The organism is Leclercia sp. Colony189, from assembly GCF_009740165.1.
Taxonomy (GTDB): Bacteria; Pseudomonadota; Gammaproteobacteria; order Enterobacterales; family Enterobacteriaceae; genus Enterobacter.
On record NZ_CP046557.1, the window covers coordinates 1245105 to 1267146 of the forward strand.

The following is a 22042-nucleotide window of genomic DNA, read 5'->3' on the forward strand; positions in this document are numbered from 1 at the left end:
ACTGCCTCCGCTTATTTGCTGAGGTTAAACAGGTTCAGCTTGCTGGCGTTGGATTCGTCGATGAGCACGCAGTCCATCAGCTGCTTCTCATCTTTTTGCGCTTTGCCGTTTTTCAGGTAGTAGTCGGCCTGCTCAACGGCCATCTGCGCCTGCTGCCAGCCTGGCTGCAGCACCGTGGCTTTGATGTTGCCGTTCTTCAGGATCGAGTCGCGGGTGTAGTCGCTGCCGTCAAAGCCGACCACAATCACGTTGTTCTTCCCGGCGGCCTTCAGGGCGGCTTCGGCGCCCAGCGCCATGGTGTCGTTACCGGAGATCACGCCCACGATATCGGGGTTGGTCTGCAGGATGGCTTCCATACGGGTGAAGGCTTCGGTCTGGCTCCAGTTGGCGGTCTGCTGCGCCACCATCTTCATCTCCGGGTAGTCGTCGATCACATCGTGATAGCCCTGGGAGCGCACGTGGGCGTTGGTGTCCGACGGACGGCCCAGCAGCTCAACGTATTTCCCTTTGCCGTCCAGCAGCTTGACGAATTTCTCCGCACCGAGCTGCGCCCCCTGATAGTTGTTCGAGACAATCTGCGCTACCGCCACGCCGGTTTTGTTGATTTCACGATCGATCAGGAAGGCAGGGACGCCTGCCGCTTTGGCCTTCTCCAGCGGACCAACGGTGGCATCCGCCCCGGCGTTATCCAGAATGATCGCTTTCGCCTTACGGGCGATGGCGGTCTCAATCAGCTGGTTTTGTTTGTTCACGTCATCGTCGTGCGAGGCGACAAGGGTGGTGTAGCCCAGCTCCTTTGCCTTCGCCGCCGCGCCGTCGGCTTCAGCCTTGAAAAACGGGTTGTCGTGTGAGGGGGTAATAATCGCAATGAGTCCGTTATCGGCGGCAAACAGGGAACCGGAAGCGGCGATCATTGAGGCCAGTAAAGCGGATTTTACAAAGGTCGTGTTCATTCTTTTTCTCCACATTGAATATTTATTCAATAATGATTTATTATTCAATGTAACGATAAGACTGCCTGATAAAACTGTCTACGGTTCAGGCAGCTAATTTGTTTAAAAGGAGAAAAGGATCACGATCCTGAGCAATTATTCATCACAGATCAGCGTCACGACCGTCGCGTCTTTATGGAGCCAGTGCGCGGTAAATACCTGATTTTGTGTGAAGGGAGAAAGCGGGCGGGTCAGCATTAAGGTCAGCGCGTCGGCGGTCAGGGAGGTGACGCGCGCGCACTCAAACCCCATCCACGCCTGTACCTGAGGGAAGAGCGCTTTGAACAGGCTCTCTTTGGCGCTAAAGGCCAGGGTGAAGGCGAGCGCGAAGGGAAGACCGCAGTCGGCCAGCACCTGGGCTTCCGCAGGATCAAGCACCCCATCCTGAATCTCACGCGCTTCGTTTTCCGCAATAATCGCTTCGCAATCGATTCCTACCAGGCCATTATCGCGACAAATCGCTACCGCTTGCGTGCCGCTGTGGGAGAGGCTACCCCGCACCCCGGCAGGCCACAGCGGTTCCCCGCTGCTGCCGATGCCGGGAATGACCTGCCGGTTGAGGGCATGAAAGGCGGCGATGCGCCCGGCCAGATGATCGGCTTTGCGTTTGCGTCCGGCGTCAGAGAGCTGGTGATGGTGCGGCAGCCAGAGCAGATCGGCCTCGGTGAAGGTGGCGGGATCGAAGGTGACGCGGTGAATGGTCTCTCCTGCGAGAAGAAATGTGGCGTGGGTGGTCTGCATGTTCTTCTCGCGGTGGACAAAAGGAGCGCTATCTTAACCTGTTTGCGGCCCGGTTGCTCAGAAGAGGGCGTTTTTGTCGATCCCCAGGCGCTTCATGCGCGACAGCAGGGTAGTGCGTTTCAGCCCCAGACGCTGGGCCGCGCCTCGCGGTCCGGCGATCACGCCGTTGGTCTCTTTCAGCACCCGCACAATGTGCTGATACTCCTCCTCGCCTTCGCGAATTTCGCTCACCACGGTCTCCGGCGCGGCACTGCTGGCGCGATGAAAATCGATATCCGGCATCGAAAGCTGCAGGACGTTGCCGCGGGTGAGCAAAACGGCACGCTCAATCACGTTTTCCAGCTCGCGCACGTTGCCCGGCCACTCCATCCTGCTGAGCTGGCGCAGGGTCTCCGCCGGAATGCTGTCGATATTGCGCCCCAGCCGGTGGGCAATCTTAAAGGTGAAGGATTTCACCAGCAGGGGAATATCTTCCGGGCGTTCACGCAGCGGCGGCAGGAAGATCGGGAAGACGTTAAGACGATAGTAGAGATCGCTGCGGAATTCGCGGTCGGCCACCATCTGCGTCAGATCGCGGTTGGTGGCGGCAATCAGCCGCACGTCGGTGTGGATGATGCGGTTGCTGCCGAGGCGCTCAAACTCCTGCTCCTGGAGCACGCGCAGCAGCTTGGGCTGGAGCTCAATGGGCATATCGCCCACTTCATCCAGGAACAGGGTGCTTTTGTCCGCCAGCTCAAAGCGGCCAATGCGCTGGGCGCTGGCGCCGGTAAAGGCCCCGCGTTCGTGGCCAAAGAGATCGCTCTCCAGTAGCCCGGCAGGCATCGCCGCGCAGTTCATCTTCACCATCCGCCGGTCGCTGCGCCCGCTCTGGTTGTGAATGGCGCGGGCAATCAGCTCCTTACCGGTGCCGGTCTCGCCGAGGATCAGCACGGTGCTGTTGCTCCGGGCGACCATCTCCACCTGCTTCATCACCGTCATCATGGCGCTGCTGCGGCCAATGATTTCGCCAAAATCGGTGGCAACGTTGTTGATCTGCTCGGTCAGGGCGAGGTTTTCGTCGATCAACCGCTCCTTGAGATGGCTGATTTCCCGGTAGGAGAGGGCGTTATCCACGGCGATGGCGACACGTTCGGCAATCTGGTTCAGCAGCTTCAGATTGGACGGGGTAAACACCTGGGCGTTGCACTGCGCCAGCTTCAGGGTGCCCAGCACCCGGTCGCGGAACATCAGCGGGAACAGGCAGAGGGTCTGATCCTGCTCGCCCCACATATCAAACAGCATGCGTTCATAGGGGGCGTGCTGATCCCGGTGATGCAGGTTAAGCATCAGCATCTGCCTGTTGCGCATCACTTTTTCGGACAGGGTGCCCTTTTCATCCACTTCGCTCTGGTCGTGCAGGGGCGCCTCTTTATCGAGATAGTGGGTGGAGTAGACGAGAAGCTTCCCTTTGCGATCGCTGCGCAGCACCATGCTGATGGAGTCGATGCCGAAGTTGCGCTGGATCTCCTGCGCCACCTCCGACACCAGCTCATCAAGGTCGAGCTTCGACAGCACGGCGTTGGTGATCGCCACCAGCAGGCGAAAATCGTTACGCTCCCGCCAGAGCAGGTCGTAGTTGTCGCTGTTGTGCAGCCGCGCCTGGATCTGCTCCACGGCCAGCCCGGCCGCCTGGGTGAGGGTTTGCAGGCGGGAAAAATCGCTGTCGCTCCAGGGTTTCTCCTGGGTGCGCAAAAACTCGCAGCCGCCGAAGATGCGGCCATCGGCGGCGATGGGCGTCAGGCAGTAGTGGGCAAATGAGGGATAACGATCGAGGGCGGCAAGCTGCGGCCAGGTCTCGTTAAAGGTCGCCGCCGTGCAGTGCAGCACGTCCGGGCGGGAAAGCATGCGGCGAAAAGGGCCGCTCGCCAGCAGGGGCTCATCTTCGTAGCGGATATCACAGCCCTGTTCGTCGGTGCTGTAGAGACAGACCCGGCGCGATTCCGACTGCCAGAGCAGAATATGAACGCTATCGGCGAGGTTTATCTGCCGGACATGCTGGGTCAGCGCCTGCGCCAGGGCGCAAAGATCGGTCTGTTGCAGCAGAGTACGGGTAATGTCGAACAATCCGTGATCGACAGGATCGTTGGTGGGTGTATACGACATGCGTTTTATCCAGAGTATCCAGAAAAATAAGAGACGAATGCGCCGCCCGGATCAGCAAATTCGCGGCAGTGGCTCGCTGTGGGGCAAATTCAGCGACCGTTTTACGCCGTATAGTCCGGTAAGTCGTACCCCTTTGTGCTCAACCACCTCACCAATAATAGCGGCGTTCACGCCCAAAGGATGCGCCCGCAGCCGGGCCAGCACCCGTTCGGCCGCCTGGCGTTCCACCACGATAGCCAGCTTGCCTTCGTTGGCGAAGTTGAGCGGGTCAAGCCCCAGCAGTTCGCACGCGCCGCGCACGGCAGGTTTCACCGGCAGGCTGGCTTCTTCTATTTCAATCCCGCAGCCACTGCTGGCGGCAAACTCATGGGCCACGGCGTTCACGCCGCCGCGGGTGGCGTCGCGCAGGGCTTTGATGCCGGGCTCGCCACGCAGGGCCTGGATCAGCGGCGTCAGTACCGCGCAGTCGCTCTGCAGATCGCCCTCCAGACCTAACCCTTCGCGCAGGTTAAGGATGGTGGCGCCGTGATCGCCGAGCGTGCCGCTCACCAGCAGCACATCCCCGGCCTCAATCTGGCGCATACCCCAGTTTACCCCCTCGGGCACCGAACCGATACCGGCGGTATTAATAAACACTTTATCTGCCGCGCCGCGCGGTACCACCTTGGTATCGCCGGTGACGATGGCAATGCCCGCCGCCGCCGCGGTGGCGGCCATGCTGGTGACGATGCGCTCAAGGGTCGCCATCTCCAGCCCCTCTTCGAGGATAAAGCCGCAGGAGAGCCAGCGCGGGATCGCCCCGCTCACGGCGACATCGTTGGCGGTGCCGCAGATGGCCAGCTTGCCGATATCGCCCCCGGGGAAGAAGAGCGGGTCAATCACGTAGCTGTCGGTGGAAAAGGCCAGCCGGTCGCCGTGGGCGGTCAGCTCGTGCAGCGGGATCCGGGCCTGGTCTTCCTGTTCGTCCAGCAGTGGGTTGGCGAAGGCGCGCATGAAAAGCTCGCCGATCAGCTGCTGCATCGCCTGTCCGCCGCTGCCGTGGGCGAGGGTTATCTGTTTCAACTTTCACACTCCTGAGAACGGTACTGATACCAGGCGCTGCACGCCCCTTCCGATGAGACCATCAGCGCGCCAAAGGCGCTTTGCGGCGTACATTTGCCGCCAAACAGCGGACACTGCGCCGGTTTACAGCGCCCGGTGAGTACCTCGCCGCAGCGCGCCTCGGGATCGTCGCAAATCTGTTGCGCCCGGGGGCGGAAGTGACGCTCGGCGTCAAACTGACGATAGGCTTCGGTGAGATGCACGCCGGAGTGCGAAATCACCCCCAGCCCGCGCCACTCACTGTCGCCTTCAATGCCGAACACCTCGGCGATGGCCGCCTGGGCCACGGCGTTGCCCGCTTCCGGAACGATACGGCGATACTGATTTTCGACCTGGCTTATGCCGGCAATCTTCTGCTCCACCAGCATCAGCACCCCCTGCAGCAGATCCACCGGTTCAAAACCGGCCACCGCCAGCGGGCGCTGATGGTCGGCGGCGATAAAGTCGTAGGCATGGATGCCAATCACCATGCTGACGTGCCCCGGCGCCAGGAAGGCGTCGATGCCATTTTCCGGCTGCGCCAGCAGGCTTTTCAGCACCGGGATCAGCGTGATGTGCTGGCAGAAAAAGAAGAAGTTCTGCACGTTAAGCGCTTTTGCCTGGCGCAGGGTCAGGGCGGTGGCGGGCATGGTGGTTTCAAACCCCAGCCCGAAGAAGACCACCTTGCGATCCGGGTTCTGCCGGGCCAGCTTGAGCGCGTCGGCGGGGGAGTAGATGATCCGCACATCCGCGCCGCGCATGCGGGCGTCGAGCAGCGAGCCATTTTGCCCCGGCACCCGCATCGCATCGCCGAAGGTGCAGAAGATCACCTCCGGATGGCTGGCGATTTCGATGCAGGTATCGATCCGCCCCATCGGCAGGACGCAGACCGGACAGCCGGGGCCGTGAATAAACTCGATGTTGTCGGGTAACAGCTGATCCAGTCCGAACTTAAAGATGGCGTGGGTGTGACCGCCGCACACCTCCATAATGCGCAGCGGACGGGCAGCGGTATAGGCCAGCAGCCCGGCCCGGGCCTTCAGGGCCTCGATCAGCTGCATCACCTTTTGCGGGTCGCGGTATTCATCAACAAAGCGCATCAGCGGGGCTCCTCGCCAAACAGCAGCGGGCCAACGTCCGGCTCCACCTCAAACATGTTCTGTAGGGCGGCGAGGGTATCCAGCGCCTCCTCTTCGTTAATCACGCTCATGGCAAAGCCGACATGCACCAGCACCCACTGCCCGAGACGGCTCTGGCCCTTTTCGTCGCAATCGCCAACAAGGGTCAGATCCACATCGCGCAGTACGCCGCACACCTCCACGCTGGCCTGCATGCCATCATGGATGGCGCTGATCTTTCCAGGAATGCCTATGCACATCGCTGCGCCCCCAGCCAGTCGAGCCAGGCGTCCATCCCGTCGCCGCGGGTGGCGGAGACCAGCAGAATCGCAATCTCCGGGTTCACTTCCCGGGCGGCGGCGAGGCATTTCTCCACGTCAAAATTCAGATAGGGCAGCAGGTCGACCTTGTTCAGCAGCATCAGCGAGGCGGCGGCGAACATGTGCGGGTACTTCAGCGGCTTATCCTCGCCTTCGGTAACGGAGAGCACCGCCACCTTATGGCGTTCGCCAAGATCGAAGCTCGCCGGGCAGACCAGGTTGCCGACATTCTCAATAAACATAATGCCGCCATCCTCCAGCGGCAGGCGCGTCATCGCATCCGCGATCATCTGCGCGTCGAGATGGCAGCCCTTGCCGGTGTTGACCTGGATGGCGGGGGTGCCGGTGGCGCGGATCCGCTCGGCGTCGTTCACCGTCTGCTGATCGCCCTCGATCACCGCGCAGGGTACGCGCTGCTGCAAACGTTTTAAGGTCTCGGTCAGCAGGGTGGTTTTACCGGAGCCGGGGCTGGAGACCAGGTTCAGCGCCAGCTGGTTGCGGGCGCTGAATAGCGCGCGGTTGCGCCGGGCGAGCGCATTATTTTTGCCCAGCACGTCCATCTCGATCTCCACCATTTTGCGCTGGCTGAGGCCGGGCGCATGGGTGCCCGCCTCGCCGTGGCCGTAATCCAGCTGGCCTGCCAGGGGCTCTGTCGGGGTAAAAGCCTGAGCGTCCACGCGGGTGATGCGCAGCGCCGGACGGTGTGCCGGCGCAAAGGGGGCGCTGCGAAAAGCGGAGTGCGGATTATGCTCATCGCCTTCAATATAGAGGTTGCCCTGATCGCAACCGCAGGTGGTACACATGGTTTACTCCTGTTCAATTTCCAGACGCGTGATATGCAGCCCGTCGTCAGCGACGATATTCAGGTTCGCCCCGCCGCACTGCGGGCAGCGGCGTACGCGGTGGGTCACCAGCTCGACGTAGGCTTTGCAATCCTGACACCAGCATTCCGCCTGCTGTTCTTCGAGATGCAGGGCGCAGCCTTCGGCGACCGTCTCGCGGCACACCAGCTCAAAGCAAAACTGCAGGGCGCTGCTCTCCACACAGGAGAAGGCGCCGACGCGCAGCCAGACGCCCGTCACGCGTTTCGCCTGATGCTGGTGAGCCTGTTTTTCGATCAATTCCAGCGCCTGCTGGCAGAGGGTGATTTCGTGCATTGTGCTGTTCCCGGTAAAGTCTGGCCGGATTAAGCAATATTGATGCCATCTTTTAGCAGCAGGGTGGCGAGAGCGGACACGCTGCCCGGTCAAAGATGACGAAATGACATGTCATTTTGTGTGATCTTTTCGGCTTTAAAAATAATTCACCTTCAAATTCAACAAATTAAAAAATGGCACGAAACGTGCTTAAGGGAGCGAACTCTTTACACATTACGCATCAGGTACGTCACATGACACTTTCCGAATTAAGTGAGAAGGCCACCATCATTGCTGGACAGCAGCGGGTGCTGCGATCCCACTGGAACCACTACGGCAATTCGTTGATTCAGGCCATCACCCTCTCTAAAGCCAGCCTGCACCTTACCGTGGGCTGCAACACCGACAGCGGGCTCGGCTTCTGGCTGTTCGACCACTTCCTTATCCGCGTCACGCCGGAGCAGGCGTTCAACGGCCATATCTTCAGTTACACCGTTGAAGAGCGCGATAACCCCGAAAGCGTGCTGATTGGCCACGCCCGTCTCGGGGACGATGGCATGCTGGATGGCGAGATCAACGTCGACCAGCGTGAGGCGGTGCTGAACCATTTCCTGAACAAAATCAGCGGGGTTTACGCCGCGATCTGGCAGGCAACGCAACGCGGCGAATCCCTGACCCTCGCCGTCCTCGCGCAGCACCACGCTGCGGTCTGAGCCGGGTGTCGACAGGTGTCGAAAACGACACTTCCGCCCGTTTTTCGTCAAAAATGACTATCACCAGAGGAAACCAGGTGAATCGTTTTGTAATTGCTGATCCCTCGCTCTGTATCGGCTGCCACACCTGTGAGGCGGCCTGTTCAGAAAACCATCGCCAGCATGGCCTGCAAAGCCAGCCGCGGCTGAAAGTGATGCGTAACAGTAAAGACTCCGCGCCGCAGCTCTGTCATCACTGCGAAGACGCCCCCTGCGCCCAGGTCTGCCCGGTCAACGCCATCACCCGCGTTGACGGCGCTATCCAGCTCAATGAAAGCCTGTGCGTCAGCTGCAAGCTGTGCGGCATCGCCTGTCCGTTCGGCGCCATCGAGTTTGCCGGCAGCCGCCCGCTGGCGATCCCCGCCAACAGCAACACCAGCAAAGCGCCGATGGCGCCCCCGGCCCCGGCCCGCGTCAGCCCGTTCCTCGACTGGGTGCCGGGCGTGCGCGCCATCGCGGTGAAGTGCGACCTGTGCCACTTCGACCCGGACGGCCCGGCGTGCGTACGCACCTGTCCGACCAAATCCCTGCGTCTGGTGAATAACCAGGATATCGCCCGCGCCAGCAAGCGCAAACGCGAGCTCACTATCAATACGGATCTGGGCGATCTGTCGTTGTTCCAGTCGCAACAAGGAGAGCGCTGATGAATGCCTTTTCGTTAATTAACCAGGCGCTGGGCTGGTACCTCGTCAGCGCCGTGCTGGCGCTGGTGTTCAGCGCCAACCGCACGCTCAGCGGCGCCATCACCGGCTTTGGCGGGGCGATTGCCAGCGCCCTGGCGGTAACCGCGGGGGGAATTGCGCTGCTGGCCGCGCCGCACATCTCCCTGCCGGGGGAGATCGCCTGGCTTCACGTCAACATCCAGATGAGCGGCATCCGGGCGGTGTGGCTTATCGCCATCGGTCTGCCGGCGCTGCTCATCAGCCTCTTTACCGTCGCCTGGCATCGCCACCCGCAGGCTAAAAGTAACGGCCTGCTGACCAACCTGCTGATGGCCGCCGCCGTCGCCGCGATCATGGTTGATAACCTCGGCTGGCTGGTGGTGATGGCGGAGATCATGGCCCTGTGCGGCGCGTTTCTTACCGGCTGCGCTCAGTCCGGCAAGCTCTGGTTTGTGCTGGGGCGTCTGGGGACGCTGCTGCTGGCCTTCGCCTGCTGGCAGGCGTGGCGCTACTACGGCACCCTGGACTTTGCGGTAATGGGGGCGATGGCCTCTGACCAGGCGCCGGGAGCCAGCATCTGGCTGCCGGGTCTGGCGGGCTTTGGCCTGCTGGCGGGGGTGATCCCGCTGCACGGCTGGGCACCCCAGGCGCATGCAAACGCCAGCGCGCCTGCCGCGGCGCTCTTCTCCACGGTGGTGATGAAGGTGGGCCTCTACGGCATGCTGACCGTCGCGCTTTGCGGGGCGCTGCCGCCGCTGTGGCTCGGGGTGCTGCTGCTGGTGATGGGCATGATCACCGCCTTTGTCGGCGGACTCTATGCCCTGATGGAGCACAACATCCAGCGCCTGCTGGCGTACCACACCCTGGAGAACATCGGCATTATCCTGCTCGGCCTGGGGGCAGGGGTGAGCGGCATCGCGCTGCAAAGCCCGCTGCTGGTGGCGCTGGGCTTTACCGGCGGGCTCTATCACCTGGTGAACCACGGCCTGTTTAAAACCACGCTCTTCCTCGGCGCGGGTGCGGTGTGGTATCGCACCGGCCATCGCGATATCGAGAAGCTGGGCGGCATCGGCAAAAAAATGCCGCTCATCTCCCTTGCGATGCTGGTGGGGCTGATGGCGATGGCGGCGCTGCCGCCGCTGAACGGGTTTGCCGGGGAGTGGGTGATCTACCAGTCCTTCTTTAACCTCGGCACCCACGATGCCTTTGTTGCCCGCCTGCTGGGGCCACTGCTGGCGACCGGCCTGGCGATCACCGGCGCGCTGGCGGTGATGTGTATGGCGAAAGTCTACGGCGTCACCTTCCTCGGCGCACCGCGTACCCCGGAGGCGGAAAACGCCTGCTGCGCCCCGTGGCTGATGACCGCCAGTACCGTGCTGGCGGCGCTCTGCTGCGTGGCGGGCGGCGTGGCCGCGCCGTGGCTTCTGCCGGTGATTGGCCGCCTGTTCCCGGTGAACGGCGGGGCGGTGAACACTGTCTCCCAGCCGATGATCACTCTCCTGCTGCTGGCGGGGCTGCTGCTGCCCTTTATCGTTCTGGTGCTCTTCAAAGGCAACCGCCTGGCGAACCGCGCCCGCGGCTTTGCCTGGGTGTGCGGCTACGACCACGAGCAGTCGATGGTCATCACCGCCCACGGCTTTGCCATGCCGGTTAAGGAGTCCTTCGCGCCGGTGCTGAAGCTGCGCAAATGGCTCAACCCGGTGCGCTTTATCCCCGGCTGGCAATGCGACTGCACCGCCGTGTTGTTCCACCGTATCGCCCTGATTGAGCTGGCGGTGCTGGTGGTTGTCGTTATCTCCCGAGGAGCCTGAACATGACTTTGATCTACGCACTGATTCAGGCGCTGGTGCTCTTTGCCGCAGCGCCGCTGCTGGCGGGCATCACCCGCGTGGCCCGCGCCCGCCTGCATACCCGTCGCGGGCCGGATATCTTCCAGGAGTACCGCGATCTCATCAAGCTGCTGGGCCGCCAGAGCGTGGCCCCGGCCGCCTCCGGCTGGGTCTTCCGCCTGATGCCGTTGGTGATGGTGGGGGTAATGTTCGCCATCGCCAGCGCGCTGCCGGTGATCACGCTCGCCTCGCCGCTGCCCACGCTGGGGGATCTCATCACCCTGATCTACCTCTTCGCCATCGCGCGCTTCTTCTTTGCCATTGCCGGGCTCGATACCGGCAGCCCGTTCACCGGGATTGGCGCCAGCCGCGAAGCGATGCTCGGCGTGCTGGTGGAGCCCATCCTGCTGCTCGGCCTGTGGGTTGCCGCTCAGGTGGCAGGCACCACCCACATCAGCGCGGTAACCGCCACCATCTACCACTGGCCGGCGGCGCACACCGTGACGCTATTCCTTGCTCTGTGCGCCTGCGCCTTCGCCACCTTTATCGAGATGGGCAAGCTGCCGTTTGACCTTGCCGAAGCGGAGCAGGAGCTGCAGGAAGGGCCATTGTCGGAGTACAGCGGCGCGGGCTTTGCCCTGCTCAAGTGGGGCATCAGCCTGAAACAGCTGGTGGTGTTGCAGATGTTCGTCGGGGTGTTTATCCCCTGGGGCCAGATGAGCCACTTCTCCGCAGGCGGCCTGGCGTTGGCCGTCGTCATCGCCGTGGTCAAGCTGGTCGTGGGCGTACTGGTGATCGCCCTGTTTGAGAACAGCATGGCGCGCCTGCGCTTTAACGCCACCTCACGAATTACCTGGGCCGGTTTTGGTCTGGCATTTTTAGCTTTCGTCTCCTTGATGGCGGCGTGACTGTAGAGAATACCCATGTCTGAAGAAAAAATTGGTCAACACTATCTCGCCGCACTGCATCAGGCCTTTCCTGGCGTGGTGCTGGATGAAGCCTGGCAGACCAAAGATCAAATCACCGTCACGGTGAAAATTAACTACCTGCCGGAAGTGGTCGAGTTCCTCTATTACAAACAGGGCGGCTGGCTGTCGGTGCTCTTTGGCAACGATGAGCGCCAGCTCTGCGGCAGCTATGCCGTCTACTACGTGCTGTCGATGGAGCAGGGCACCCGCTGCTGGCTCACCGTGCGCGTGGAGGTGGATGCCGATAAACCGGAATTTCCGTCCGTCACCCCGCGCGTACCTGCCGCCGTCTGGGGCGAGCGCGAAGTGCGCGACATGTACGGCCTGATCCCGGTCGGGCTGCCAGACGAGCGCCGCCTGGTGCTGCCGGACGACTGGCCGGACGAACTCTATCCGCTGCGTAAAGACAGCATGGATTACCGCCAGCGTCCGGCCCCGACCACCGACAAAGAGACCTACGCGTTCATTAACGAGCTCGGCGACAAGAAAAATAACGTGGTGCCGATTGGCCCGCTGCACGTCACCTCCGACGAGCCGGGCCACTTCCGCCTGTTCGTTGACGGCGAGAACATCATCGACGCCGACTACCGCCTGTTCTACGTCCACCGCGGCATGGAGAAGCTGGCCGAAACCCGGATGGGCTACAACGAAGTGACCTTCCTGTCAGATCGCGTCTGCGGTATCTGCGGCTTTGCCCACAGCACCGCCTACACCACCTCGGTGGAGAACGCGATGGGGATCGTGGTGCCGGAACGCGCCCAGATGATCCGCGCCATTCTGCTAGAGGTGGAGCGTCTGCACTCGCACCTGCTCAACCTCGGCCTGGCCTGCCACTTCGTCGGTTTTGACTCCAGCTTTATGCAGTTCTTCCGCGTGCGCGAGACCTCCATGAAGATGGCGGAGATCCTCACCGGGGCGCGTAAAACCTACGGCCTGAACCTGATCGGCGGTATCCGTCGCGATCTGCTGAAAGAGGACATGATCGCCACCCGCCAACTGGCCCAGCAGATGCGCCGTGAGGTGCAGGATCTGGTGGATATTCTGCTCAGCACGCCGAACATCGAACAGCGCACCGTGGGCATTGGCCGCCTCGACCCGCAGATCGCCCGCGACTTCAGCAACGTCGGCCCGATGGTGCGCGCCAGCGGCCACGCCCGCGACACCCGCGCCGATCACCCGTTTGTCGGTTACGGCCTGCTGCCGATGGAAGTGCACAGCGAGCAGGGCTGCGACGTCATCTCCCGCCTGAAGGTGCGTATAAACGAGGTCTTCACTGCCCTGAATATGATCGATTACGGCCTGGATAACCTGCCGGGCGGCGCGCTGATGGTGGAGGGCTTCACCTACATCCCGAACCGCTTTGCGCTGGGCTTCAGCGAAGCGCCGCGCGGGGATGATATCCACTGGAGCATGACCGGCGACAACCAGAAGCTCTGGCGCTGGCGCTGCCGGGCGGCCACCTACGCCAACTGGCCGACCCTGCGCTACATGCTGCGCGGCAACACCGTCTCCGACGCGCCGCTGATTATCGGCAGCCTCGATCCTTGCTACTCCTGCACCGACCGCATGACGGTGGTGGATGTGCGCAAGAAGAAAAGCCAGGTGGTGCCGTACAAAGAGCTGGAGCGCTACAGCATTGAACGCAAAAATTCGCCGCTGAAATAAGGACTTGCCATGTTTACCTTTATCAAAAAAGTGATCAAAACCGGCACGGTGACGGAGTCCTATCCCCTGGCGCCGATTGCGGTCGACAAAAATATGCGCGGCAAGCCGGAGCACGATCCTCAGCAGTGTATCGGCTGCGCGGCCTGCGTGAACGCCTGCCCGTCGAATGCCCTGACGGTGGAGACGGATCTGCAGTTCGGCCAGCTGGCCTGGCAGTTCAACCTGGGGCGCTGCATCTTCTGCGGCCGTTGCGAGGAGGTCTGCCCGACCACCGCCATTAAACTCTCCCAGGAGTATGAGCTGGCGGTGTGGAGCAAAGCGGATTTCCTGCAACAGTCGCGCTTTGACATCTGCCACTGCCGGGTCTGCAAGCGCCCCTATGCGGTGCAGAAAGAGATTGATTACGCGATCGCCCTGCTGCGCCACAACGGCGACCAGCGCGCCGAATCGCATCGCGAGAGTTTTGAGACCTGCCCGGACTGCAAGCGCCTGCAGGGGCTGACCCCGGCGGACAAGATCCAGCTGACCCGGGAAATGGAGGAAGCGACACGATGAGCGAACTGTTAGGGCCACGTAACGAGCAGGGGATCCCGGTCCCGGTCACGGTGGACGAGTCCATCGCCAGCATGAAGGCCTCGCTGCTGAAAAAAATCAAACGCTCCGCCTACGTCTACCGCGTGGACTGCGGCGGCTGCAACGGCTGCGAGATTGAGATCTTCGCCACCCTGTCGCCCATCTTCGACACCGAGCGCTTCGGCATCAAGGTGGTGCCGTCTCCGCGCCACGCCGACATTCTGCTGTTCACCGGGGCGGTGACCCGCGCCATGCGCTCCCCGGCGCTGCGGGCGTGGGAGTCTGCCCCCGATCCGAAGATCTGCATCTCCTACGGCGCCTGCGGCAACTCCGGCGGCATCTTCCACGACCTGTACTGCGTCTGGGGCGGCACCGACAAAATCGTGCCGGTGGATGTCTACATTCCCGGCTGCCCGCCGTCGCCTGCTGCCACGCTCTACGGCTTTGCCATGGCGCTGGGGCTGCTGGAGCAAAAAATCCACGCCCGCGAGCCAGGCAGCCAGGACAACCAGCCCGCCGAACTGCTGCATCCGGAGATGGTCCAGCCCCTGCGGGTACGCATCGACCGCGCCGCCCGCCGCCTGGCGGGCTACCGCTATGGCCGCCAGATCGCCGACGACTTTATGCGCCATCTGATCGAGGGCGACGAGAGCGTGGCCCGCTGGCTGGCAAACGAGAACGATCCGCGCCTGAACGAGATCGTGGGTAACCTCCTTGAGGTGGTCGGGCAGGAGCGTGTGTGATGAGTGAGACGGTGGTATTCAGCCAGCTCAGCCGCAAGTTCATTGACCAGAATGACAACACGCCTGCTGATGCCCAGCAGGTGATCTACTACGGGCTGGCCATCGGCCACCACCTGGGGGTGATCGACTGCCTGGAGGCGGCGCTCACCTGTCCGTGGGAGGACTACCTGGCGTGGATCGGCACCCTGGAGGCGGGGAGCGAGGCGCGGCGCAAAATGGAGGGCGTGCCGCGCTACGGGGAGATTGTCATCGACAGTAACCATATTGTGATGCTCGCCAGCGCCTTTGACGCCGCGATAGCGCGGCAGACGGCGCAGCAGCAGGAGTGGAGCGAGGCACTGCTCGTGATGCTCCACGCCATTCACCAGGAGAACGCCATCTACCTGATGGTGAGGAGGCAACGTGACTGATGTATTACTCTGCGTCGGCAACAGCATGATGGGCGACGACGGCGCCGGTCCGCTGCTGGCTGAGATGTGCCGGGAAGCCCCGCGCGGCGACTGGGTGGTGTTTGATGGCGGCAGCGCCCCGGAAAACGACGTGGTTGCGATCCGCGAGCTGCGCCCGGCGCGCCTGCTGATTGTCGATGCGACGGATATGGGGTTAAACCCCGGTGAGATCCGCCGTATCGATCCGGACGACATCGCCGAGATGTTTATGATGACCACCCACAATATGCCGCTCAACTACCTGGTGGATCAGCTGAAGGGGGATGTGGGGGAGGTGGTGTTTTTGGGGATTCAACCGGATATTGTGGGGTTTTATTATCCGATGACGGAGAAGGTGAAGGCGGCGGTTGAGAAGGTTTATGAAAGTCTTCTGGACCGGGATGGGGTGCTGGGGTTTGAGGAGTTGTAGCGCGTAATCACGAAGGTACCTCTCTGGAAATGCCCGGTGGCGGCTAGCGCCTTACCGGGCCTACGTTTATTGATAGCGTGGGTTTTGTAGGCCGTGCAAGGCGTCAGCCGCCGCCCGGCAAGTGCGAGCACAATATTAAAACCGGGTTGCTGACTGCGTGTACCTCTATGAAATATCCAGTGGCGGCTTACGCCTTACCGGACCTGTGCCTGTGTTTTTTATTAGTTCTGATTTTCGTAAAGTGGTAAACCGAAATTAATTTTAACGGATATATGAGCACAGGAGTTTAAGGCGTGAGATCGCATGAAAGAGTAGGGAAGATGTTTACGCTTGCCGTTGTGGTCAGCCTTGCGGCGGGTTGTGCGCCGTTACAGCCTTCTGGATGCCACAAAACCACCGCGATGGGGAGTTGCAGTTCTGGCCGCTGGGACGATCAGGATGCGTGGGGCGCGCAGGCGCGGGGGATTAGGGCGGCGATAGAAGATAAAATTGCTGAGCCACAACGCTGGAAGGGCAAAAAATGCCGACTGCATATGGAATTTGCGCAGGATGGTACGGCTTTAAAGGTATCAACCAGCAAGGGCAACAAAGAGTATTGTGAGGCGGTGAAACTGGCGGCCCAAAAAGCGAAGTTCCCGACGTTTAGTAATCCGGAGGTGTATAGGGATTTTCAAAAGGCTGGGTTTGATATGCAGGGGTAGGTGGCGGACTATTGTTGAAATGTCCGCTTTGTGCCAGAAGCGGACGTTGTTAAGCTCATGCAGTATGGATTCACGAAGAACAGACGTTATATTTTGTCCTGATTGACACGGGATGAAAGCTCCTGATGGCTCTCTTTTCGCTCGCTGTAACGATCCGCAAGATAACCGGTTTGTCCCTTAAGCAGCAGTGTGATTTTAAACAGCTCCTCGGCTACATCGACGATGCGGTCATACCATGACGAAGGTTTCATTCGGCCGTTTTCGTCGAACTCTTGCCATGCCTTGGCTACGGAGGACTGGTTGGGGATCGTAAACATCCGCATCCAGCGACCCAGAATGCGCATCTGATTCACGGCATTGAAGGACTGCGAACCGCCGCAAACCTGCATTACCGCAAGCGTTTTACCCTGTGAAGGACGCACTGCGCCTTCACTTAAGGGTATCCAGTCGACTTGTGCCTTCATAACTGCGCTCATTGCGCCATGCCGCTCCGGTGAACTCCACACCATCCCGTCACACCATCTGACAAGACCGCGCAGCTCGGTAACTTTAGGGTGCGTGTCCGGCGCATCATCCGGCAGGGGTAAATCGGAGGGGTTAAAGAGTTTCACATCCGCGCCCATCGCCGTCAGCAGGCGACCGGCTTCCTCCGCGGCAAAACGGCTGTAGGAGCGCTCCCTTACTGAGCCATACAGGATCAGAATCCGTGGCGGCTCCTGCAGGTGCAGGCGTTCGGCAATGTGTTGATCAAAGCATTCAGTATTCAGTATTCAGTATTCAGGGCAGGAAATTGTTCCATTTTTCTCCACCGGAGAGAACAGGTGATTTCAAAATAAATACATATGATTTAACATATGTGTATTCTAATGGGAACGGAGTGAAAAATGCTACAACCTGTTCAGCTTTTCAAAATCCTGTCGGATGAAACCCGGCTCGCCATCGTGATGCTTCTCCGGGAGTCCGGAGAACTGTGCGTCTGCGATATCTGTGCGGTCACCTCCGAATCGCAGCCCAAAATATCGCGACATATGGCTATTCTGCGCGAGGCCGGGCTGGTACTTGACCGTCGGGAAGGCAAATGGATCCACTATCGTCTGTCACCCCACATACCGGCATGGGCAGCAGAGACAATCACGACGACCTGGCAGTGTATGCGGGAGGATGTGCGTGAATGGCTGGATAAATCAGCCTGCACCACCTGCTGAGAAAGGAAAACACATTTACATAATCATATATAACGGAGTCTGAGATGCTTTTGGCAGGGAGTCTGTTTTTACTGACGCTGGTACTGGTGATCTGGCAACCCAGAGGCCTGAGTATTGGCTGGAGCGCGAGTATCGGGGCTGTGCTGGCGCTGGGAACCGGTGTCATCCATATCGCTGATATTCCCGTTGTCTGGAATATCGTCTGGAACGCGACAGCGGCATTTATTGCGGTCATCATCATCAGCCTGCTGCTCGATGAGTCCGGCTTCTTTGAATGGGCCGCACTGCACGTCTCCCGCTGGGGTAACGGACGTGGCCGCCTGCTTTTCACCTGGATAGTCTTGCTCGGTGCTGCTGTTGCTGCGTTGTTTGCCAATGACGGCGCCGCGCTGATCCTGACGCCGATTGTGATTGCGATGCTGCTCGCACTGGGGTTCAGCCAGGGCACGACACTGGCCTTTGTCATGGCCGCAGGATTTATTGCAGATACGGCCAGCCTGCCACTCATTGTGTCTAACCTGGTTAATATCGTCTCGGCGGACTTCTTCGGTCTGGGCTTTACGCAGTACGCCTCCGTTATGATCCCCGTGGATGCGGCAGCGATTGCGGCCACGCTGGTCATGCTGCATCTCTTCTTCCGCAGGGATATTCCGGCAACGTATGACGTTTCGCTGCTGAAGACGCCTGTCAGTGCGATCAAGGATCCGGCAACCTTCAGGGCGGGCTGGATTGTCCTGTTATTGCTGCTTGTCGGTTTCTTTGTTCTGGAGCCGCTGGGGATCCCGGTCAGTGCGATAGCGGCGGCTGGCGCAGCAGTGCTGTTTGTGGTGGCGAAAAGAGGTCATGCCATCAACACCGGGAAAGTCCTGCGCGGTGCGCCATGGCAGATCGTTATTTTCTCGCTGGGCATGTATCTCGTGGTCTATGGCCTGCGCAATGCAGGGCTCACGGAGTACCTGTCTGGCGTGCTGAATCTGCTGGCAGACAAGGGGTTATGGGCAGCGACGTTCGGCACCGGCTTCCTGACGGCATTTCTCTCATCAGTGATGAATAATATGCCGACGGTGCTGATTGGTGCGCTGTCGATTGACGGGAGTACGGCGACTGGCGTAGTGAAAGAGGCAATGATTTATGCCAATGTGATTGGCTGCGATTTAGGCCCGAAAATCACCCCGATTGGCAGTCTGGCAACCCTGCTGTGGCTGCATGTGCTTGCCCAGAAAAATATGACGATCACCTGGGGATATTATTTCCGTACCGGCATTGTCATGACTGTGCCGGTGCTGTTTGTCACTCTGGCCGCGCTGGCGTGGCGGCTCTCTGTCACTTTGTAATGAGATACTGATATGAGCAACATTACCATCTATCACAACCCGGCCTGTGGCACTTCACGCAACACGCTGGAGATGATCCGTAACAGCGGCAACGAACCGACGATAATTTATTATCTTGATACGCCCCCGACCCGCGATGAGCTTATTAAACTTATTTCAGATATGGGAATTACGGTGCGTGCATTGCTGCGTAAGAATGTTGAGCCTTATGAACACTTGGGTCTTGATGAAGAGAAATTTAGTGATGAGCAGTTGATTGATTTCATGCTTCAACATCCGATCCTGATTAATCGGCCGATTGTCGTTACGCCGCTTGGCACTCGTCTTTGCCGCCCTTCAGAAATAGTGCTGGATATTCTACCGGAAGGCCAGAAAGGAGCGTTTATCAAAGAGGATGGCGAGACGGTCATTGACAAAACGGGGAAGCGGGTTAATTAATCTACCCACTTCAAAATATCGGACGCCTGTTTACGCTATGCGGGCGTCCGCTTTTCGCTCTTAGCAGACATTCATTGTTTCTCATATGCAACCGCCTATGTTGCTAGCTTATAAAATCGACCATCACAAACCCCAACACCAACCTCACCCTCAAACACATTCAGGGGCCTGTCACAGCCCCTTATAAAACCTGAAATCAGATCTCATTCACCGACTATCACTTGAACTCAATGCACCGTTATATACGGCTCCTTCACAAACTCATTAAGCAGCCAGACCAGATCGTGCAGCAGCCCCGCCAGTTCTTTCTCGACACTTGCGGGCAACGTTCCACCCAGAATTGCCTGCACCAAAGCCAGCGCATAATCCACCTGGGGCGCGGTTTCCTGCCAGCAGTCCGGCATACAGGAGGTAAGTGTTTCCCCCTGGATCAGCTGCGCTATTAGGTGCGGTGGGAGTGCAGCATCACAGCGTTCACGCAGCTGTTGCAGGGCGCGCAGCAGACCTTCATAGAGCGCAGTGCGGGATGCACTGTCATCCGTTTCGATCAATACGCTCACCAGCGCGGCGCAGCGATCGGCGACCTCAAAGAGATCCGCAGCAGCAGAAAGCGGCATAGTCAGGGAAGGGGGAATAAGCTGTTCATCAGATTGCGGGTAAGTCAGGGTTGGGATAGTAGTCATAACGACATCCTCTACATGCTATTTAAATTAGCCACCCTATGAGTTCCTACGCTCGAGGGAGGCAGCGCTGACGGAGGTAGGAATACCGCGCACATAGAAAACGGCCAGCCTTTCGGCTGCTCCGCCAGCGCCACCGTGATTGTAACGGGATAAACGCTGCCACGACATAGTGAATGTCGATACATGCTAACGGGTTCCTACGCCCGGTTGCGGATGTGCCGCAACGCAACCACTTTACGAGCCCGATAACAGGAATAAAAGCGTTAACCATGAATTACATAAGGTTACTTCAGAGGTTGCGAGGCGCCTTCCAGAAAACCATGCCGGGGGCGCTACGCTTGCCCGGTCTACGATACGAATGCAGTTGCTTCTCATGAAAATGGTATTTCCCGCCCCTTCAACACCTACAGCGAAAACATCAAAACTGACGTCGTTACTTATGTCGATGACAGCTCCTATAAATGCCATAACTATTACCCAGAACGTTTAAAAGTTCTCATATGAACTTATTAGATGCAAAATGTAGTTTGCTTATTTACTCATTAAATTTTACCTCTTATACTCGCTGGGTTGACTTAAGCTAAATTGCCAGGGCGGCTATGAATTATAACAATGACGTTATTAGCTATTTACAAGCAAACAATATTCTTGCGTTAAAGCTCGATCGTGCACTAACAGGCGTTAGAGAAGTGGTTTCAAGGCAGATAGAAACTATAGGCGCCGGTGCTAAACGAGCCCTTTATTACACATCCTGTTTTACTGATGATTATCAGGATGTATGTAGAAACCAAAAGAGTGAAGATATTCGTTTTAAAAATGGCGTTGTTCACCTCTTTCAGAATAATAATATTGCTTATGAAATGCTTCGTATTTATTTTGAGCAGATATTTCAGTACAAAACGTCAGAACAGTTAGAGAACATCAAGAATAAGTTAATGGCGGCAAATGTTTATATAGCTGCAAGTTCTTTTACCAACGCAGGGTTCGCGTTAGCGGTCGCTTACTGCGTCGCTATTGGAATGAACCTGAGGCTTGAAATGAGTGCTTTGGTCGGCCGCAAGGCCGGAGGGGTTGTTGCCGTTGCGGGTATATATGGAGTTATTCAGAGAGCGGCTGACAGTGCGCAACGTCTGAAATATGTCTCTCCAGCCTATTACGCAGCGTTGTACTCACGGGAGCTTGAAATGATGTATTTCCTGGTAGAACCATTATTTGAACGAGCCGGAGCATTCTCTCATTCAACATCGGATAGCGACATAGCCGAGCTCATCACTAAGATGATTAGATAATGATGAATATTATATACAGGATATTCAGGCGGATGTTTAGGTCTTTACTTGCCGACTATGGCCCGTCCATTTTAACAATATTGTTCGCATTGGTGCTGATACATTTTTTTCCAAACGGTCCTTTATGGCCTATACCAGTGTTTTTTTTAGTTGTTCTGATTTTCATTAAGTGGTAAAGCTCAATTTAAATTTTTGAAATAATAAGGACGTTATATGTCTACACCCGCCCATTTATGGCTTGAAGATGAAAATGGCTCTCCAGTTGTAGGTGGCTGTATTATGCCGCTACGGTTAGGCTCAATTGAGCTTAAGTCGTTCTCCCACGGTGTCACCATTCCGGTGGATCCGAATCTGGGAAAGCTTACCGGGACGCGTGTCCATCGCCCCGTCACTATAGTAAAAGAGTTCGACCGGACCACGCCTCTTCTTTATCGGGCAGTATGTGAAGGAAGAACGATGAAGAAAGCCACAATTAAGATGTACAGAATCGTTGATTCAGGTATTGAGGCTGAATATTTTAATATCATTCTGGAGAATGTGAAATTTACAACTGTTGCACCCTATCTGGCTCCGAATGGAATGAGTAGTACTCATCTTGAAACGCTGGAGTTACGTTACGAGGCGATCACTTGGAAATATACAGATGGGAATATTATCTACCGTGACTCATGGAATGATCGATGCTGTGCATGAGCGAGTTCATCATTCTAAGTAAAAGTGCAATTCTGTCATCGTCACTTCTGACGATGACATCAACATCCCACACTAAACCCCTTTAAATTCAACATCATAATTTCTGGCGCGATTTATGCA

At 58.5% G+C, this 22042-nt stretch carries 25 protein-coding genes; 15 read left to right on the plus strand and 10 right to left on the minus strand.

Annotated elements, in window-relative coordinates; genetic code table 11:
• Positions 1-11: 11 nt before the first annotated feature.
• From GNG29_RS05840 to hypA, 8 genes are all read right to left on the minus strand, one after another.
• Positions 12-953, minus strand: a complete 942-nt coding sequence (locus tag GNG29_RS05840; RefSeq protein WP_156654048.1) for a D-ribose ABC transporter substrate-binding protein — start codon at positions 951-953, stop codon at positions 12-14.
• 135 nt (positions 954-1088) lie between these two features.
• Positions 1089-1733, minus strand: coding sequence for an enterobactin synthase subunit EntD (gene entD, locus GNG29_RS05845; protein ID WP_156654049.1), 645 nt, complete (start codon positions 1731-1733; stop codon positions 1089-1091).
• A gap of 57 nt (positions 1734-1790) precedes the next feature.
• Positions 1791-3875 carry a formate hydrogenlyase transcriptional activator FlhA gene (gene flhA / locus GNG29_RS05850; RefSeq protein ID WP_156654050.1) on the minus strand — a complete coding sequence of 695 codons (2085 nt, stop codon included), beginning with the start codon at positions 3873-3875 and terminating at the stop codon, positions 1791-1793.
• Positions 3876-3926: 51 nt separating this feature from the next.
• Positions 3927-4937: a hydrogenase expression/formation protein HypE gene (gene hypE / locus GNG29_RS05855; protein ID WP_103178591.1), complete on the minus strand. Its 1011-nt coding sequence runs from the start codon at positions 4935-4937 to the stop codon at positions 3927-3929.
• Entirely contained in the window at positions 4934-6055 is a 1122-nt protein-coding gene (gene hypD / locus GNG29_RS05860) for a hydrogenase formation protein HypD (protein WP_156654051.1), read from the minus strand. The genes hypE and hypD overlap by 4 nt, the downstream gene beginning before the upstream one ends.
• A complete protein-coding gene (locus GNG29_RS05865; protein ID WP_103178593.1) occupies positions 6055-6333 on the minus strand; it encodes a HypC/HybG/HupF family hydrogenase formation chaperone in 279 nt (92 codons plus the stop codon). Before GNG29_RS05865 ends, hypD begins: the two co-directional genes overlap by 1 nt.
• A complete protein-coding gene (gene hypB / locus GNG29_RS05870) occupies positions 6324-7196 on the minus strand; it encodes a hydrogenase nickel incorporation protein HypB (protein ID WP_156654052.1) in 873 nt (290 codons plus the stop codon). Before hypB ends, GNG29_RS05865 begins: the two co-directional genes overlap by 10 nt.
• A 3-nt stretch (positions 7197-7199) precedes the next feature.
• On the minus strand, positions 7200-7550 hold the full coding sequence (hypA, locus tag GNG29_RS05875) for a hydrogenase maturation nickel metallochaperone HypA (protein ID WP_103178595.1): 351 nt from the start codon (positions 7548-7550) through the stop codon (positions 7200-7202).
• 233 nt (positions 7551-7783) lie between these two features.
• Between hypA and GNG29_RS05880 the strand changes: the two genes are divergently transcribed.
• From GNG29_RS05880 to GNG29_RS05925, 10 genes are all read left to right on the plus strand, one after another.
• Positions 7784-8242, plus strand: a complete 459-nt coding sequence (locus tag GNG29_RS05880) for a transcriptional regulator (RefSeq protein WP_158251038.1) — start codon at positions 7784-7786, stop codon at positions 8240-8242.
• Between the two features lie 77 nt (positions 8243-8319).
• On the plus strand, positions 8320-8925 hold the full coding sequence (locus tag GNG29_RS05885; protein WP_103178597.1) for a 4Fe-4S dicluster domain-containing protein: 606 nt from the start codon (positions 8320-8322) through the stop codon (positions 8923-8925).
• A complete protein-coding gene (gene hycC, locus GNG29_RS05890; RefSeq protein WP_156654053.1) occupies positions 8925-10754 on the plus strand; it encodes a formate hydrogenlyase subunit 3 in 1830 nt (609 codons plus the stop codon). Before GNG29_RS05885 ends, hycC begins: the two co-directional genes overlap by 1 nt.
• 2 nt (positions 10755-10756) lie before the next feature.
• Positions 10757-11680: a respiratory chain complex I subunit 1 family protein gene (locus GNG29_RS05895; protein WP_156654054.1), complete on the plus strand. Its 924-nt coding sequence runs from the start codon at positions 10757-10759 to the stop codon at positions 11678-11680.
• 15 nt (positions 11681-11695) lie between these two features.
• Complete coding sequence (gene hycE / locus GNG29_RS05900; protein WP_156654055.1) at positions 11696-13405, plus strand: formate hydrogenlyase subunit HycE; 1710 nt, start codon at positions 11696-11698, stop codon at positions 13403-13405.
• Positions 13406-13414: 9 nt separating this feature from the next.
• Entirely contained in the window at positions 13415-13960 is a 546-nt protein-coding gene (locus GNG29_RS05905; RefSeq protein WP_156654056.1) for a formate hydrogenlyase complex iron-sulfur subunit, read from the plus strand.
• The gene (gene nuoB, locus GNG29_RS05910) at positions 13957-14721 is read left to right on the plus strand and encodes an NADH-quinone oxidoreductase subunit B family protein (RefSeq protein WP_103178602.1); all 765 of its coding nucleotides are present in this window, start codon (positions 13957-13959) and stop codon (positions 14719-14721) included. Before GNG29_RS05905 ends, nuoB begins: the two co-directional genes overlap by 4 nt.
• On the plus strand, positions 14721-15131 hold the full coding sequence (locus GNG29_RS05915; RefSeq protein ID WP_156654057.1) for a formate hydrogenlyase maturation HycH family protein: 411 nt from the start codon (positions 14721-14723) through the stop codon (positions 15129-15131). The genes nuoB and GNG29_RS05915 overlap by 1 nt, the downstream gene beginning before the upstream one ends.
• Entirely contained in the window at positions 15124-15579 is a 456-nt protein-coding gene (gene hycI / locus GNG29_RS05920) for a hydrogenase maturation peptidase HycI (RefSeq protein ID WP_103178604.1), read from the plus strand. The genes GNG29_RS05915 and hycI overlap by 8 nt, the downstream gene beginning before the upstream one ends.
• 320 nt (positions 15580-15899) lie before the next feature.
• Positions 15900-16280, plus strand: coding sequence for a cell envelope integrity TolA C-terminal domain-containing protein (locus tag GNG29_RS05925; RefSeq protein ID WP_103181040.1), 381 nt, complete (start codon positions 15900-15902; stop codon positions 16278-16280).
• An 86-nt stretch (positions 16281-16366) separates the two neighbouring features.
• Here GNG29_RS05925 and arsH read toward each other — a convergent pair whose 3' ends face one another.
• A complete protein-coding gene (gene arsH, locus GNG29_RS05930; protein ID WP_156654058.1) occupies positions 16367-17050 on the minus strand; it encodes an arsenical resistance protein ArsH in 684 nt (227 codons plus the stop codon).
• Between the two features lie 114 nt (positions 17051-17164).
• Between arsH and GNG29_RS05935 the strand changes: the two genes are divergently transcribed.
• From GNG29_RS05935 to arsC, 3 genes are read left to right on the plus strand one after another with little or no spacing between them, the layout of a single operon-like run.
• Positions 17165-17485, plus strand: coding sequence for a transcriptional regulator (locus GNG29_RS05935; RefSeq protein ID WP_103178606.1), 321 nt, complete (start codon positions 17165-17167; stop codon positions 17483-17485).
• 44 nt (positions 17486-17529) lie between these two features.
• Complete coding sequence (locus tag GNG29_RS05940) at positions 17530-18819, plus strand: arsenic transporter (RefSeq protein WP_156654059.1); 1290 nt, start codon at positions 17530-17532, stop codon at positions 18817-18819.
• 12 nt (positions 18820-18831) lie between these two features.
• On the plus strand, positions 18832-19257 hold the full coding sequence (gene arsC / locus GNG29_RS05945) for a glutaredoxin-dependent arsenate reductase (RefSeq protein ID WP_156654060.1): 426 nt from the start codon (positions 18832-18834) through the stop codon (positions 19255-19257).
• A 227-nt stretch (positions 19258-19484) separates the two neighbouring features.
• Here arsC and GNG29_RS05950 read toward each other — a convergent pair whose 3' ends face one another.
• Entirely contained in the window at positions 19485-19940 is a 456-nt protein-coding gene (locus tag GNG29_RS05950; protein WP_156654061.1) for a hypothetical protein, read from the minus strand.
• A gap of 599 nt (positions 19941-20539) precedes the next feature.
• Here GNG29_RS05950 and GNG29_RS05960 point away from each other — a divergent pair.
• A complete protein-coding gene (locus GNG29_RS05960; RefSeq protein ID WP_156654062.1) occupies positions 20540-21229 on the plus strand; it encodes a hypothetical protein in 690 nt (229 codons plus the stop codon).
• Between the two features lie 213 nt (positions 21230-21442).
• The gene (locus tag GNG29_RS05965; RefSeq protein ID WP_103178611.1) at positions 21443-21922 is read left to right on the plus strand and encodes a type VI secretion system tube protein TssD; all 480 of its coding nucleotides are present in this window, start codon (positions 21443-21445) and stop codon (positions 21920-21922) included.
• The last annotated feature ends 120 nt before the right edge of the window (positions 21923-22042 follow it).